A 14,730-nucleotide genomic window follows, 5' to 3' on the forward strand; every position below is an offset into this window, starting at 1 on the left:
CCGGACTCAAAAACCACCGGCGCCCCTCGCGTCCGACCCGACCGCCGGCGTTCCGCCCTCCGCGCCGACCGCCGGCGTTCCGCCCTCCGACCCGACCGCCGGCGTTCCGCCCTCCGACCCGACCGCCGGCGTTCCGCCCTCCGCGCACCCACCGACAAACTACTTATCGGGTCGGCCGTAATCGCACCTATGCGACGGGTTCTCACCCTCTCGTTCGTCGCGGCCGCGATCGCCCTCCTGTCGATCGGTGCCGGCGGGGCCGTCGCCGCCGGGCCGACGGCCGCGATCCCCGGAGACGCCCCGACCAGCGCGACCGCCGCCGAGTGCGGCGTCGGCGACGGCACCGACCTCGTCGGCTGCTGGAACGGGACCCACTACGAGGACGAACTCTCGTTCAACCAGACGGACGGGCTGACCGAGTCGGAGTTGGAGGCGCTGACGCACCTGACGATGGCGCGGGTCGAGCACGTCCGGGAGCGACCCTTCCGCGAGGAGGTGCCGGTCGAGACCGTCACGCGCTCCGAGTTCACGAACGACTCCGCGAGCGGCGGCGCGGGCGGCTCGGACGCGGCGTTCCAGCGCTGGAACGACCAGGTGTGGAAGGCCCTGTTCGTCGTCGGCGAGGACGAGAACGCGTCCGACGCGATCGACGGCGTCTACGGCGGCGCGGTCACCGGGTTCTACTCACCGAGCGCGGGGGAGATCGTCCTCGTCGTCCCGGAGGGCGAGAACCCGCAGATCGACCCGTCGACGCTGGCACACGAGCTGGTCCACGCGATGCAAGACCAGTATCACGACCTCACGAGCCCCCGATACGTCGGCACCACGCAGGACGCCGACCTGGCGGTCGACGGGATCATCGAGGGTGAGGCGGTCCACATCGAGGAGGAGTACGACGCGCGTTGCGCCGCCGAGTGGAGCTGCCTCGCCCCGCCGGACTCCGACGGCGGCGGCGGGTCGACCCCGGACTACAACTTCGGGATCCTCCAGACCGTGCTCCAGCCGTACTCCGGCGGCGCGCTCTACGTCGAGGAGCTCGTCGACGAGGGGGGGTGGAGCGCCGTCAACGAGACGATGAACGAGCCGCCGACCGCGACCTCGGAAGTGATCCACCGCGAGCCCGACTACGAGACGAGCGAGGTCGCCTTCGAGGACACGGCGACCGACGGGTGGGAGACGTACCCGGACCAGGGGGTCGACGGCGCCGACACCGCCGGCGAGGCGTCGATGTTCGTGATGTTCTGGTACCAGAGCTACGAGTACCGCCACGCCGTGTTGGACCCGGACGCGACGGTCCGTGAGAACGTCCAGATCCACACGCAGCCGGACGAGGGGCTCCGGACCCGTCCGAACTACAACTACGCTCACGAGTCGACCGACGGCTGGGCGGGCGACGAGCTGTATCCCTACCGGAACGACGGGGACGCCACTGCGGACGGCGACGACGCGACCGACGGCGACGACGCGACCGACGGCGAGGACGGGTACGTCTGGGTGACCGAGTGGCAGACGGCCGCCGACGCGACCGAGTTCCGCGAGACGTACCTGCGCATGCTGACCGCCCACGGCGGCGACGACTACGCCGCCGGCGAGGTGTACGAGGTCGAAGACGGCGACTTCCGCGGGGCCTACGGCGTCGAGCGGAACGGGACCACGGTGACGGTCTCGCACGGGCCCGAGCCCGCCGACGTGCTCGAGCTCCGTCCCGACGCCGACCTCGAGGTCCCCTCGACCGACGACGGCGACGACGCGAACGGGACCGACGATGACGACGAGAGCGACGGGGCCGACGGGACCGACGCGGACGGCTCCGACGACGGGACCGACTCCGGCGGGGAGAGCGGGACCGACTCCGACGACGGCGACGACTCCGCCGGGCCCGACGCCGCCACCGGCGACGGCGTGCCCGGGTTCGGGGCCCCGGTCGCGCTCGTCGCCCTGCTCGCGGCGGTGGGACTCCTCGCACGCCGCACGCGGCCCTGAACGGGCGGGCTCGACCGGGGGCGTCCGCCCGCGCGACCCGGGTGGCTTTTCCTCCCCGGCGGTCGAACCGTCGGATATGACCGAGTTCGACATCGTCGACGCGGCCGCGATCCGCGGAGGCCGGGCGACGGACGCGTACTTCGAGCGGACCGAGACCGCCCTGGAGCACGCGGGCCGGAACCCCCGCGTCGTCGCCGAGGTGACCGCCGACCAGTTCCCCGACGGCGACTTCGAGCTGTTCGCCGGGCTGAAGGACGCGATCGCGCTCTTGGAGGGCCGCGAGATCGACGTCGACGCGGTCCCGGAGGGCCGCCTGTTCGACGGCGGCCCGGTGATGCGGATCGAGGGGCCGTACCTCGCGTTCGCGCGGCTGGAGACCTCGCTCTTAGGCTTCCTCTCGCACGCCTCCGGAATGGCGACCGCCGCGCTCGACTGCCGGGTCGCGGCCCCGGACTCGCAGGTGCTCTCCTTCGGCGCGCGCCACGTCCATCCCTCGATGACCGCGGCGGTCGAGCGCTCCGCGCTCGCGGGCGGGTTCGACGGCTTCTCGCACGTCGCCGCCGGCGACCTGCTCGGCCGGGAGGCGTCGGGGACGATGCCGCACGCCCTCTCGATCTGCTTCGGCCGGGGCGAACAGGAGGCCGCGTGGCGCGCCTTCGACGAGGCCGTCGACGAGGCGGTCCCGCGGATCGCCCTCTGTGACACCTACTCCGACGAGGTCGACGAGGTACTGCGCGCGGTCGAGGCGCTCGGCGACCGGCTCGACGGCGTCCGGCTCGACACCACCGGCTCGCGCCGCGGCGACTTCAGGCACATCGTTCGGGAGGTCCAGTGGGAGCTCGACGCCCGCGGCCACGACGAGGTCGACGTCTACGTCTCCGGCGGGCTCGGTCCCGCGGACCTCCGCGAGCTCCGCGACGCGGTCGACGGCTTCGGCGTCGGCGGCTACGTCTCCAACGCCGATCCGGTCGACTTCGCGCTCGACATCGTCGAAGTCGACGGGGAGCCGGCCGCCAAGCGCGGGAAGCTCTCGGGGGCGAAAGACGTGTACCGCACCGCCGACGGCGCGCACGCGGTCGGGCTCGCGGACCGGGCGGGGCCCGACGGCGCCGAGTCGCTCATGGAGCCGGCGATCCGCGGCGGCGAGGTCGTCGACGACGACGCGTTCGACCTGGACGCGGCGGCGGAGCGCGCGCTCGCGGACGCGGAGGCGGTGGGGTACGGGGCGGAGTAGCGGAGCGTCGGAAAGGAGTCGGTCGCGGCCGTTACAGCTCTTCGACGGCGCCGCCGTCGGCGCGCTCTCGGAACACCTGGCCCTCGATGAGCGTCACCATCGTCTCCTCGTCCTCCCACGCGTTCGGGGCGAGCTTCGCCTTCCGGCAGGCGCGCGAGAGGAACTCGGCGCCGGACCAACCGTTCTCGACGGGGACCGTCGGGTAGAGCCAACCGTGGGAGTTGCCGCCGTCGACGGCGACGCCGTGGGTGCCGATCTTCAGGTCGGCGAGGGGGTCGTTGGTGAGCACCGTGTTCGAGACGACGAACACGGAGACGGTGATGTTGTCGAGCTCCTTGGGCTCGACCTCGGAGCCGCAGGAGTCGCCGGAAGCGGCCTTGATGGCGGCCTCGACGATGGCGTGACCGAGCTGATCGGAGGTCTCCCACGCGCCGGCGCAGCCCCGGAGCCGGCCGCGACCTCTCGTGGACTCCAGTCGGACGAACGCCCCGGTTCTGGCGTAGAACGCCTCGCGCATGCTTCCGGGTTGTTCGCGTTGTCCGTGTCGGACGAACGACTCGACCGCCTCCCGCGCGAGTTCGACCGCTCGTGCACCGTCGTCGTACGACAGCTGAACGGTCTGAGCCTCGGACATGATAGTCCCTTACGTTGCTGACGACTTGAACGCTTCCCTTGGGGGCTCGGCCGCTCGCACCCGCTCGACAGGGGGATCGAGACGGCGGGCGATCGGCCGGTAAGCCGACCGTACCCTCGACAACCGAACCCCTTATTCGCGGGCGTCGGCTAGACGCGCTCGGACAGAGGGAGCCCGACTCCCGTGCCTCTGGCATGAGGAAAGTCCCCCCACCGGCCGGACGGGCGACCGGGCACACGCCCGGAGTCGGAGACGGCTGGCTCTGGAACAGCAACGACACCCCCCGCCCCGACCGATGATCCGCGTTCGGTCGCCTCGGCGACCGTCGGCGTTCGCGGGTACCCCCGCGAACGCGCGAACCGACCCGCAAGGGAAGGGAGTTAACCCGGAGAGGGCGCGTGGCTCCGCCGCGTCGGCGTGGCTTCGTCACGTCGGCGCGGCTCGGCCACGTCACAGACGGGTGGGAACGGATGGAACGGCGAATCCTCGCCGGTGCAAGTCCGCGCCACAAGGTAGTCCGGCCACGGCGCGGACGCTCAGCCGAATGTCGGGACGAACCGAAGGGGGCTTACTCCCCTCAGTCCGCTTTCGCCCCCGTGAGCCGCGGGTGTCGCCGGCGCCGTCGACCGCGCTCGGTTACGGCCGATCGCCGAGGCGCCCACCTATTTATCCGACCGCCACCACGGACCGCCAATGACTGCGTCACGCGCGCCGGCGGAACCCGCGGTCCGGGAGTTCGAGGCGACGGTCGAATCGGTCGACGGCCGCGAGGTCGTCCTCGACGAGACGTACTTCTACGCCGAGTCGGGCGGCCAGCCGGCGGACCGAGGGACCGTCGACGGGACCCTCGTCGAAGACGTGATCGAGCGCGACGGTCGGGTGGTCCACGTCCTCGACGAGGGCGCCGGGGCGCTTCCCGAGGCCGGCGAGACGGTCACGGCGATCGTCGACGACGCGTTCCGGACCTACTGCACCCGCGCGCACACCGCCTCGCACGTGCTCTACGGCGCGGCGCGCCGGACCTGCGAGGACCTCGGCTACGCCGGCTTTGACATCTCCGAGACGAAGGTGCGCGTCGACCTGACGACCGCGGAGCCCCTCGACGACGCGGACCTCGTCGAGCTGGAGCGACTCGCGAACCGGGCCGTCTGGGACTCGCTGCCGGTGTCGTGGGAGACGCTGCCGGACGACGAGGCTCGCGCGCTCGACGGGATCGCGTTCAACACGAAGACCGAGGAGGGCGCGATGAGCGGGAGCGAGGCGGTCCGGGTCGTGACGGTCGGCGAGCGCGGCGGAGAGGGCGACGAGGGACGTGACGGAACCCGCGGCGGGAGGGACGCGCCGACGTGGGACGTGGCCGCCTGCGGCGGGACCCACGTGCGGAACACGAGCGAGATCGGCCCGGTCTCCGTGCTCGACCGGTCGAACCCCGGCGAGGGCGTGACCCGCGTGGAGTTCGCGGTGGGGCCGACCGCGATCGACCACGAGGCCGCGGTCCACGCGGCGGCGCTCGACGCCGCCACGTCCCTCGACGCGCGGATCGGCGACCTCCCGGACGCGGTCGCCCGGCTCCGCGAGCGGGCCGACCAGCTGGAGGCCGACCTGCAGGCCGCCACGGCCGACCTGCTCGCGGCGCGGCTGCGGGAGTTTCCGACGATCGAGGCCGACGCCGACGGCGCGACGTGGGCGGTCGGGACCGTCGACGACGCCGACCCGAACGACCTGCGCGAGCCGGCCCAGCGCGTCCTCGCCGCGGCGGGCTCGCCCGACGCGATCGCGGCGGTCGGAACCGGCGACGCGCCGTTCGTGGTCGCCGCGGTCGCGGAGGAGGCGGTCGGCAAGAGTAATGACGACACCGCGCCCGACGCCGGCGCGGTCGTGGGTGCCGTCACCGACGAGTTCGGCGGCGGGGGCGGCGGGGGCCCGACGTTCGCGCAGGGCGGCGGGCTCGACGCCGACCCGGAGGCCGTCGTCGCGTGGCTTCGCGACCGATGACCGGCAAGCTCGGCCCCGACGCGCTCGCGGAGGTCCTCGCGGCGACAGGCGCCGACGACGCCGCGGTCGACGTGGGACCCGCCTACGGCGAGGACGCGGCCGCGATCGACCTCGCGGGCGCGGAGTCGACCCTCGTGGTCGCCGCGGACCCGCTGTCGCTGGCGGCGGACGCGGTCGGCGAGCTCGCGGTCCACGTCGCCTGCAACGACGTGGCCGCGAGCGGCGCGGACCCGCGGTGGCTCACGCACACGCTCTTCCTCCCCGACGACGACCCCGCTCGACGGCGGACGGTCACGAAACAGGTGGACGCGACCGCCCGCGACCTGGGCGTCGCGATCGTCGGCGGCCACACCGAGGTGCTGCCGTCGCTGGAGCGCCCGCTCTGCTCGATGACCGCGCTCGGCACCACGGACCGGTTCGTGTCGAGCGGCGGGGCCGAGCCGGGCGACCGGCTCCTGCTGACGAAGGGCGCCGGCATCGAGGCGACCGCGATCCTCGCGACGGACTTCCGCGAGGCGTGCGCCGAGGCGGGAGTCCCCGAGGAGACGCTCGACGCGGCCGCCGGGTTCCTCGACGAGGTGAGCGTCGTCCCCGACGCGGCCGCCGCTCGCGACGCCGCGAGCGCCATGCACGACCCCACCGAGGGGGGCTTACTGACCGCGCTCGTCGAGACCGCGAGCGCGAGCGGGGTCGAGTTGGCGGTCGAACGCGACCGGGTACCGGTTCGACCCGAAACGGAGGCCTGCTGTGCCGCGCTCGGCGTCGACCCGCTGGCGACGTTCGGCTCCGGCGCGCTGCTGGCGGCGGTCCCCCCCGAGCGAGTCGGCGAGGCGACCGACGCGCTGGCGGCCGCCGGGATCGCGGTCGGCGAGATCGGCGAGGTGCGGGCGACCGACGGCGAGGGCGACGCTCACGGCGGGGTCGAGGGCGGCGAGGACGGGAACGGTTCCGGGACCGTCCTCCTCGACGGCGACCGGATCGACGAGGCGCCGCGCGACGAGCTGTACCCGCTGTGGGAGTAGCGGGGAAAGCGACGGGAGAGCAGAGGCCGGGCGCCGACCCCCTCCCCGATCGCTCACCTTTTTCAGTGTGAGATCGAACCGAAGGGTATGACTGGCGCACGCGTCGGCTCGTCGCTCACCGACGAACAGGAGGCGATCCGTGACCTCGTCCGCGAGTTCGCGGCCGAGGAGGTCCGGCCCGGGGCCGGCGAGGCCGACGAGGCCGAGTCGTTCCCGGAGGACGTGTGGGACGGGCTCGCCGAGCTCGGCCTGACGGGCCTGACGGTCCCCGAGGAGTACGGCGGCTTCGGCGCCGACGAGACGACGTACGCGGTCGTCAACGAGGAGCTCGCGTACGGCCACCTCGCGGTCGCGACCGCGCTCTCCGTCCACTGCCTCGCGGCCTCCTGTATCGCCGAGTTCGGGAGCGAAGCCCAACGGGAGCGCTGGCTCCCGGAGATGGCGTCCGAGGGGCGGCCCGTCGGGATGTTCTGTCTCTCCGAGCCCCACGCGGGGTCGAACCCGGCGGAGATGTCGACGACCGCCGAGTACGACCCGGCGACCGACGAGTACGTCCTGAACGGCGAGAAGCAGTGGATCACGAACGGGAAACGCGGCGGGGTCGCGATCGTCTTCGCGAAGACCGACGGCGACGACGAGCGGTCGATCACCCAGTTCCTCGTCCCCGCAGACGCCGAGGGGTTCGAGGTCGGGAAGAAGGAGGAGAAGCTCGGGCTCCGCGCCTCGGACACGACCGGAATCTCCTTCGACGACTGCCGGATCCCGGCCGAGAACCGACTCACCGAGGAGGGAGCGGGGCTCTCGGCCGCCTTCCGGACGCTCACCGGCGGGCGGATCGGCATCGCGTCGCAGGCGGTCGGGCTGGCGCAGGCGGCCTTCGACGAGGCGAAGGCGTACGCCGCGGAGCGCGAGCAGTTCGGCGGGCCGATCGACGACATCCAGACGATCCGGCACACGTTCGCGGAGATGGCGACCGACATCTCGGCGGCTCGTCTGCTCGTCCGCGAGGCGTGCCGGCAGGCGGAGGCCGGGGAGGACAACCGCGTCGCGGCCTCGAAGGCGAAGTACCGCGCCAGCGAGACCGCGATGTCGGTGACCAACGAGGCCGTCCAGATCCACGGCGGGTACGGCTACACGACCGAGTTCGACGTCGAGCGGTTCTACCGCGACGCGAAGATCACGGAGATCTACGAGGGGACGACGGAGATTCAAAAGACGATCATCGCGCGGGGGGTGTTGGGCGAATGACGACGGAGGACGGACGAGCGGACCAGACGAGCGGCGAGGAGCAGATAGGCGAGACAGACGGGGACGCCCCGAAAAGCGCCGCCGGCGCCGTCCCGAGCGTCGACCGGCCGATCGACCTCGCCGCGTACGACGCCGTCGTCTACGACCTGGACGGCACTCTCGTCGAGCTCGCGGTCGACTGGGGGGCGGTCGCGGAGTCGGTCCTGGAGGTGTACGCCGAACACGCGATGATCCCCCCGACCGATCAGCTGTGGGGCCTGCTCGAAGCCGCCGGGGAGTACGGAATCCGCGACCCGGTCGAGGAGGCCATCGCCGCCCACGAGCGGGTCGGCGCGCGCGAGTCGACACTGCTCCCGCTCGGAGGGCGGCTGATCGGGGACGGCGAGGGGGGCGAGGGCGGTCGCCGCGGCCCTCCCGCGGGCGTCTGCTCGCTCAACTGCGAGGAGGCCTGCCGGGTCGCGGTGGAGACCCACGGACTGGGCGACGCGCTCGACTCGGACGCGATCGTCGGGCGCGACACGGTCGACACGCACAAGCCGGAGCCGGAGTCGGTGCTCGCGGCGGTCGAGCGGCTCGGCGCGGAGCCGGGACGCGCGCTGTTCGTCGGCGACTCGCGGCGCGACGCCGTGGCGGCGGAGCGCGCCGGCGTCCCGTTCGCGTGGGCAGCGGACCTGATCGATCGGTGAGAGCGACCGGCGAAAACAACCGGTTCAGAAGCGGAATCGGCGATTCAGCGGTCGGCTGTGTCGTCCTTGTCACCGCCCTTATCGCCGTCGTCTGAGTCGTCCTCGTCATCAGCCTCAGCGCCGTCCCCCGCGTCGTCGATCTCGCGGTCGTCAGCGTCGGAGGCGTCGACCGACTCCGTCACCCCGCCGTCGCCCGCGTCGGTGCGTCGCGCGTAGATCGCGACGGCCACGGCGGTGACGAACCAGATGGGGGCGCCGACTCGGACGGCGAAGGCGGCGCGGGCTCCCCACGAGTCGAGGGTGACGAACGCGGAGAGGACCGCGACGACCGGAGCGCCGACGAGGATGGTGACGACGAACGTCGTCTGCATCACCCAGCCGTAGTCGACGCCCTCGTACTCGGCGCGCTCGACGGGTTGCACGACGGGTCGTCCGTGGCGGACGTGCAAATCGGTGACGGTCCGCGGGCGCGTGCGAGGGTGGTCCGGAGATTGTCGAGAGGTGGTCGAGAGGTAGTCGAGAGTGGTCCGGAGGTGGTCCGGGAGGGACCCGATGTGCCGGATTCCGGCGACTTTAACGGGTTGCCCGGGCGTGTTCGACGTATGACCACGACGCGGGGACTCCGGGAGGGCGACGAGCCGATCACGATGCTGACCGCCTACGACGCCCCGACGGCGGCCGTCGTCGACGAGGCCGGGATCGACGTCGTCCTCGTCGGCGACAGCATGGGGAACGCCGTCCTGGGCTACGACTCGACGCTCCCCGTGACCTTCGAGGAGGTCGCGAGCCGGACCGCGGCGGTCGCCCGCGCGACCGAGGACGCGCTCGTCGTCGCCGACATGCCCTTCCTCTCGTTCGGCGTCGACGAGGCGGAGTCGGTCCGCAACGCCGGCCGGCTCCTGAAGGAGGCCGACGCCGACGCGGTGAAGATCGAGAGCGGTCCCCACACCGTCGAGACGACGCGGCGGATGACCGACATCGGGATCCCGGTGATGGCGCACCTCGGCTTGACTCCCCAGCACGTCAACCGGCTCGGCGGCTACACCCGGCAGGGGACCGACCAGGACGCCGCCGAGGAGATCGTCGACCTGGCCGGCGAGCACGTCGAGGCCGGCGCGTTCGCGCTCGTGTTGGAGCACGTCCCCGCGAACCTCGCGGGCGCGGTGACGGAGGCGCTGGAGATCCCGACGATCGGTATCGGCGCCGGCCCGGACTGCGACGGCCAAGTGCTCGTGATTAACGACGCCGTGGGGCTCGGCGAGTGGTCGCCCCCGTTCTCCCGGCAGTTCGGCGACGTGCGCGGCGAGATGCTCGACGCCGTCGAGGCGTACGAAGAGGCGGTGATGAGCGGCGAGTTCCCCGCCGAGGAGCACTCGCACGTGGAGGAGGAGCTCGAGGATTTGTACTGAGTCGGATATTTATAAGCGAACAGCGCTGCGGAGAAGGCCTCCGAAGCCCCAGCCGCTCGGTACTATGCGATCAACTACTCTGCGGTGAACACTGCCAAAGCCCCAGCCGTGCTCGGCTCCCACAGCTCGCTGCGCTCCTCAGTCGTTCGCTTCGCTCACTCCTTGCGGTGCTTGCATCGCTGGGGTTCGCCGAGCACGGCTGCCCCTTTGAGTCCCACCCCGTCCCGCACAACACCGCAGCCTCACACCTCCCCAACCTCGTCGGCGCGGCGCTTATAAGCGCCGCGCCGACTCCCTCGCGGACTCCTCGCGGGCCGATGGCCCGCTCGGAGGCGCGCCACCGCACCGCTCGTTTATAAATAATTGTTGCTCCCACTCACGGTTATTTAAATACCGCATCGTCACTATCGATCTGCTCTACCCACTCTCCCTATCGGTCAAAAGTCGGATCCGCACGGAGCTACAGAGCCGGATCCCGCGTCGAAACCGCCGCACCCGGCGTGGGGTATATACGCGCCAACGGCCTACGTGAACGCGTGACAACCCGGACCATCCGCGCCCGCGACCGGCCGGTGTTCGGCGTCGACGTGCACAGCGGCGACGTCCGCGGCGACGATCCCTCCTACGCCCTCGTGATCCTGGACCCCGTCGACGACGACGACCCGGACGCGCCCGACATGGACGGCCCGATGGCGCGGGTGACCCGCGACGTGGTGTCGTTCCGGAAGCTCTGTCGGCTGATCGACGACCGCGAGCCGCTGTACGTCGCCACCGACAACGCCTACGAGCTGGCGGCGAACAAAAACGAGCTCGTGGGGTTCCTCCGGTCGTTACCCGACGGCACGCGGCTGGTGCAGGTGACCGGCGCGGAGCGCCCGGAGCCGCTCTCGCGGGTCGCCTCCAGACACGGGATCCCGTACGGGAAGGAGCCGATGAAGGAGGCGGAGGCGTCGGCCCGGCTGGCCGCGGCCAACGTCGGCCACGAGGTGACCGCGTTCACCGACGAGACGCGGGTGAAGGTGTCCCGCGGGCGCTCGACCGGGAAGGGCGGGTGGAGTCAGGACCGCTACACCCGCCGGATCCACGGCAACGTCCGGAAGCGGACGCGGCAGGTCCAGTCGAAGCTGAAGGAGGCGAACCTCGACTTCGAGCGCGACGTGACCGAGAAGTACGGCGGCTACGCGAACGCGACGTTCGCGGTCGAGGCCCGCCCCGAGGACATCCCGGTGTCGAACTCGCGGGCCGGCGACGTGCGCGTCGAGGTCGAGCGCGAGCGCCGCGACGGGATCGAGTACGAGCCACTCGTACAGCGGCGCGACCGGGTGATCGTCGGGATCGACCCCGGGACGACGACCGCGGCGGCCGTCGTCGGGCTCGACGGCACCGTCCACGCGCTCTACTCCTCGCGGACCGCCGACACGGCCGACGTGACCGAGTGGATCATCGAGCAGGGCCGCCCGATCATCGTCGCCGCCGACGTGGAGCCGATGCCGGAGACCGTCGAGAAGTTCCGGCGCTCGTTCGACGCCGCGGGCTGGCGCCCGACCACGGACCTGCCCGTCGACGAGAAGCTCCACCGGACCCGGGAGAGCAACTACGACAACGACCACGAGCGCGACGCGCTGGCGGCCGCGCTGTACGCCTACGACGACCACGAGGACCAGTTCGAGCGCGTCGCGGCGAAGACCCCGCCGCGGCTCGATCGCGAGGCGGTGATCGCGGGCGTCGTCGCGGGCGGGTCGTCGGTCGAAGCCGTCATCGCTGATCTCAGCGAGGACGACGGCAACGGGGCTGGCGGCGGGAACGGCGACGCGGACGCCGACGAGACGGACCCCACCGAGCCCGAGCGCACCGAGGAGGAGGAGACGATCCGGCGGCTCCGCGAGCGAGTCGACCGGCTGGAGTCGCACGCCGAGTCGCTCGAGGACGACCTCGCCGACCGCGACGAGCGGATCGCGGAGCTGGAAGGGGAGCTGGAGGAGGCGAGACGCGAGGAGCGCGTCGAGGCGCGGAGCCGACGGGCGGTGTCGCGGCTCGAACGCGAGACGGACCGGCTCGAGCGCGAGCGGGACGAGGCACGCGAACGGGTCGCGGAGCTGGAGGGGAAAGTGGAGACGCTGAAGGAACTGTGGCGGCTCGACCACTCGAACTTCGACGACGTGGCCGCGGACCAGGGGCTCGCGAGCGTGAAGGTCGTGGAGCAGTTCACCCTCGACGCGATCGAGGCCGCCGACGAGGCGTACGGCCTCGTCGCCGGCGACGTGGTCTACCTCCGGGACGCCTCCGGGGCCGGTCGGCGGACCGCAGAGCGGCTTGCGGAGACGGATCCCCGCGCCGTGGTCCGCGACGGGAACCTCTCGGACGTGGCCGATCAGGTGCTCTTCGACCACGACGTGCCGGTCCTCCCGGTCGACGCGGTCCCGGTCCGCGAGGTCGACGAGCTGGCGGTCGCGAGCGAGGACGCCGTGGCGGCCGCCGTCGACGACTGGGAGCGCCGGGCCGAGCGGCGGCGGAAGGCCGAGAAACAGGAGCACCTCGACCGGATCATCTCGGAGCATCGGGCGGGGCAGACGCTCCCGGAGACCGAGGAGTAGTTCGGCGGTCTTCGCGGCGAGCGCTCTCCCCCGCGCCACCCGTTCGCCACCCGTCCACACGCATCCAGAAGTCATATGACCGACAACCGCACAGTCGGAAGCATGGACGCTTACGAGCGGATCACCCGGAACGCGGCCGAGGTGGTCACCGAGGAGGAGATCGAGGCGCTGGCCGACGACCCCGACGGGAAGCGGGCGTACGTCGGCTACGAGCCCTCGGGCGTCCTCCACATCGGACACATGCTCACCGCGAACAAGCTCATCGACCTCCAGGAGGCCGGCTTCGAGGTGACGGTGCTGCTCGCCGACGTGCACGCCTACCTCAACGACAAGGGGTCGTTCGAGGACATCCGCCACACCGCGGAACGCATGCGCGACCAGTTCATCGCCTACGGGCTCGACGAGTCGAACACGCAGTTCGTGCTCGGCTCCGACTTCCAGCTCGACGACGACTACACGCTGGACCTCCACTCGCTCGAGCTCGAGACGACGCTCGCGCGGGCCGAGCGCGCGATGGCCGAGATCACCTCCGGCGACTCCGTGAAGGTGTCGCAGGCGGTGTACCCCCTGATGCAGGCGCTCGACATCCCGTACCTCGGCGTCGACCTCGCGGTCGGCGGGATGGAGCAGCGCAAGGTCCACATGCTCGCGCGCGACGTGCTCCCGAGCATCGACCGCGAGCCGCCGACGAGCCTCCACACGCCGCTCATCGCCGACCTCGGGACCGGCCGCGGGAAGATGTCCTCCAGTACGGGCGTCACCATCTCGATGGAGGACTCCCGCGACGACATCGAGTCGAAGGTGAACGACGCCTACTGCCCGCCGACGGCCGACCCCGAGCCGACCGACGACGGCGAGGCGCGGGAGAACCCCGTCCTGCAGGTGTTCGAGTACCACGTGTTCCCGCGGTTCGACACGGTCGTCGTCGAGCGTCCCGAGGAGTACGGCGGCGACTTGGAGTACGACAGCTACGACGCGTTAGAGGCGGAACTGGAGTCGGGCGAGCTTCATCCGGCGGACGCGAAAGGCGCGCTCGCGGAGTACCTCGACCGGCTGATCGCGCCGGGGCGCGAGCAGCTCGCAGAGTAGGTGACTTCGGTCGGTTTTCGTCGCTTCTGCTCGCATTTCGGCGTCGTCTCTCCTCGCATTTCGGCGCCGTCTCTACTCGCTCGTCGCGTGCCCCTCGTACTCGCAGCTCCCGTCCAGACAGCCGCGGCCGGCGGCCGTTTCGAACACCGGGAGCCCGCAGTCGCAGTCGTCCACGACGACGCCGGAGGGGATGGAGAAGGTGGTCTCGCACTCCGGGCGGTGCTCGCAGGCGAGGTAGACGCGGCCGGGCGCGAACTCGACGGTGAGGTCGCCCCCGCAGTCGGGGCAGTCCCAGACGCGGTCGAACCGGTCGCTGACGGCCGCTTCCATCGGGTCGCACGCGGGATCGAGACAGAGGTGGAACGGCTCGCCGCGCTCGACCCGGATCTTCGGGAGCCCGCAGTCGTCGCAGACCCCGTCGGTGACGCTCGCGCCGGCCGGGAGCCCCCAGCGGGTCTCGCAGTCGAGACAGACCACGTCGCCGCGCGACCGCACGAGCACCCCGCCGTCCTCCGGGCAGGTGCCGACCGGGAGTCCGGCCTCGGTGATCGGCAGCGCGCGGCCGGCCGTCGCCTCCTCGGCGACGACCCGGAGTCGGCGAGTGCCGTCGCGAGCGGTGACCGAGAAGCCGTCGCCGTCGCTCTCGACGACGACCGAGTCGGGGCGCGTGAGCCACGCGACCGGCTGGTAGCCGTCGGCGTCGTGGACGAGGGTGGTGTCGTCCGGTTTGATCAGGACGACGACGCGCCCCCGGTGGGTGCGGGAGCGGTCGCCGCGCTCGGTCACTCGACAGTCGCCGGCGAACACGCGGAGTCGTTCGGGCATACGACGGGTGG

12 protein-coding genes and 1 other RNA gene are annotated in these 14,730 nt (G+C 71.9%); 10 read left to right on the top strand and 3 right to left on the bottom strand.

Features of this window, described 5'->3' with window-relative positions; translation table 11 throughout:
- The first annotated feature begins 189 nt into the window (after positions 1–189).
- Both C469_RS14725 and C469_RS14730 read left to right on the top strand, forming a co-directional pair.
- Complete coding sequence (locus tag C469_RS14725; protein ID WP_008008023.1) at positions 190–1,983, top strand: Hvo_1808 family surface protein; 1,794 nt, start codon at positions 190–192, stop codon at positions 1,981–1,983.
- Positions 1,984–2,059: 76 nt separating this feature from the next.
- Positions 2,060–3,217, top strand: coding sequence for a nicotinate phosphoribosyltransferase (locus C469_RS14730; protein ID WP_008008025.1), 1,158 nt, complete (start codon positions 2,060–2,062; stop codon positions 3,215–3,217).
- A gap of 31 nt (positions 3,218–3,248) precedes the next feature.
- On the opposite strand, the gene C469_RS14735 is transcribed toward C469_RS14730, so the two are convergent.
- A complete protein-coding gene (locus C469_RS14735) occupies positions 3,249–3,851 on the bottom strand; it encodes a TIGR00296 family protein (protein WP_008008027.1) in 603 nt (200 codons plus the stop codon).
- 162 nt (positions 3,852–4,013) lie between these two features.
- Here C469_RS14735 and rnpB point away from each other — a divergent pair.
- The 5 genes from rnpB (at position 4,014) to C469_RS14755 (ending at position 8,802) form a co-directional block, all read left to right on the top strand.
- An RNA gene (rnpB, locus tag C469_RS16120) (RNase P RNA component) lies at positions 4,014–4,434 on the top strand.
- Positions 4,435–4,544: 110 nt separating this feature from the next.
- Positions 4,545–5,846, top strand: coding sequence for an alanyl-tRNA editing protein (locus tag C469_RS14740; protein ID WP_008008028.1), 1,302 nt, complete (start codon positions 4,545–4,547; stop codon positions 5,844–5,846).
- Entirely contained in the window at positions 5,843–6,868 is a 1,026-nt protein-coding gene (locus tag C469_RS14745; protein WP_008008031.1) for an AIR synthase family protein, read from the top strand. Before C469_RS14740 ends, C469_RS14745 begins: the two co-directional genes overlap by 4 nt.
- Before the next feature lie 87 nt (positions 6,869–6,955).
- Positions 6,956–8,116: an acyl-CoA dehydrogenase family protein gene (locus C469_RS14750; RefSeq protein ID WP_008008033.1), complete on the top strand. Its 1,161-nt coding sequence runs from the start codon at positions 6,956–6,958 to the stop codon at positions 8,114–8,116.
- Positions 8,113–8,802, top strand: a complete 690-nt coding sequence (locus tag C469_RS14755) for an HAD family hydrolase (RefSeq protein WP_008008035.1) — start codon at positions 8,113–8,115, stop codon at positions 8,800–8,802. The genes C469_RS14750 and C469_RS14755 overlap by 4 nt, the downstream gene beginning before the upstream one ends.
- Before the next feature lie 44 nt (positions 8,803–8,846).
- On the opposite strand, the gene C469_RS14760 is transcribed toward C469_RS14755, so the two are convergent.
- Complete coding sequence (locus C469_RS14760) at positions 8,847–9,224, bottom strand: DUF5822 domain-containing protein (RefSeq protein ID WP_008008036.1); 378 nt, start codon at positions 9,222–9,224, stop codon at positions 8,847–8,849.
- Between the two features lie 180 nt (positions 9,225–9,404).
- On the opposite strand from C469_RS14760, the gene panB reads away from it, so the two are divergent.
- The 3 genes from panB (at position 9,405) to C469_RS14775 (ending at position 13,894) form a co-directional block, all read left to right on the top strand.
- Positions 9,405–10,211, top strand: coding sequence for a 3-methyl-2-oxobutanoate hydroxymethyltransferase (gene panB / locus C469_RS14765; RefSeq protein WP_008008039.1), 807 nt, complete (start codon positions 9,405–9,407; stop codon positions 10,209–10,211).
- A gap of 536 nt (positions 10,212–10,747) precedes the next feature.
- Positions 10,748–12,805, top strand: coding sequence for a DUF460 domain-containing protein (locus tag C469_RS14770; RefSeq protein WP_008008040.1), 2,058 nt, complete (start codon positions 10,748–10,750; stop codon positions 12,803–12,805).
- Between the two features lie 102 nt (positions 12,806–12,907).
- Positions 12,908–13,894, top strand: coding sequence for a tyrosine--tRNA ligase (locus C469_RS14775; protein WP_008008041.1), 987 nt, complete (start codon positions 12,908–12,910; stop codon positions 13,892–13,894).
- 72 nt (positions 13,895–13,966) lie between these two features.
- Here C469_RS14775 and C469_RS14780 read toward each other — a convergent pair whose 3' ends face one another.
- Entirely contained in the window at positions 13,967–14,719 is a 753-nt protein-coding gene (locus tag C469_RS14780) for an endonuclease NucS domain-containing protein (RefSeq protein ID WP_008008044.1), read from the bottom strand.
- Positions 14,720–14,730: the final 11 nt, after the last annotated feature.

Source organism: Halorubrum lipolyticum DSM 21995, assembly GCF_000337375.1.
Classification (GTDB): Archaea; Halobacteriota; Halobacteria; order Halobacteriales; family Haloferacaceae; genus Halorubrum; species Halorubrum lipolyticum.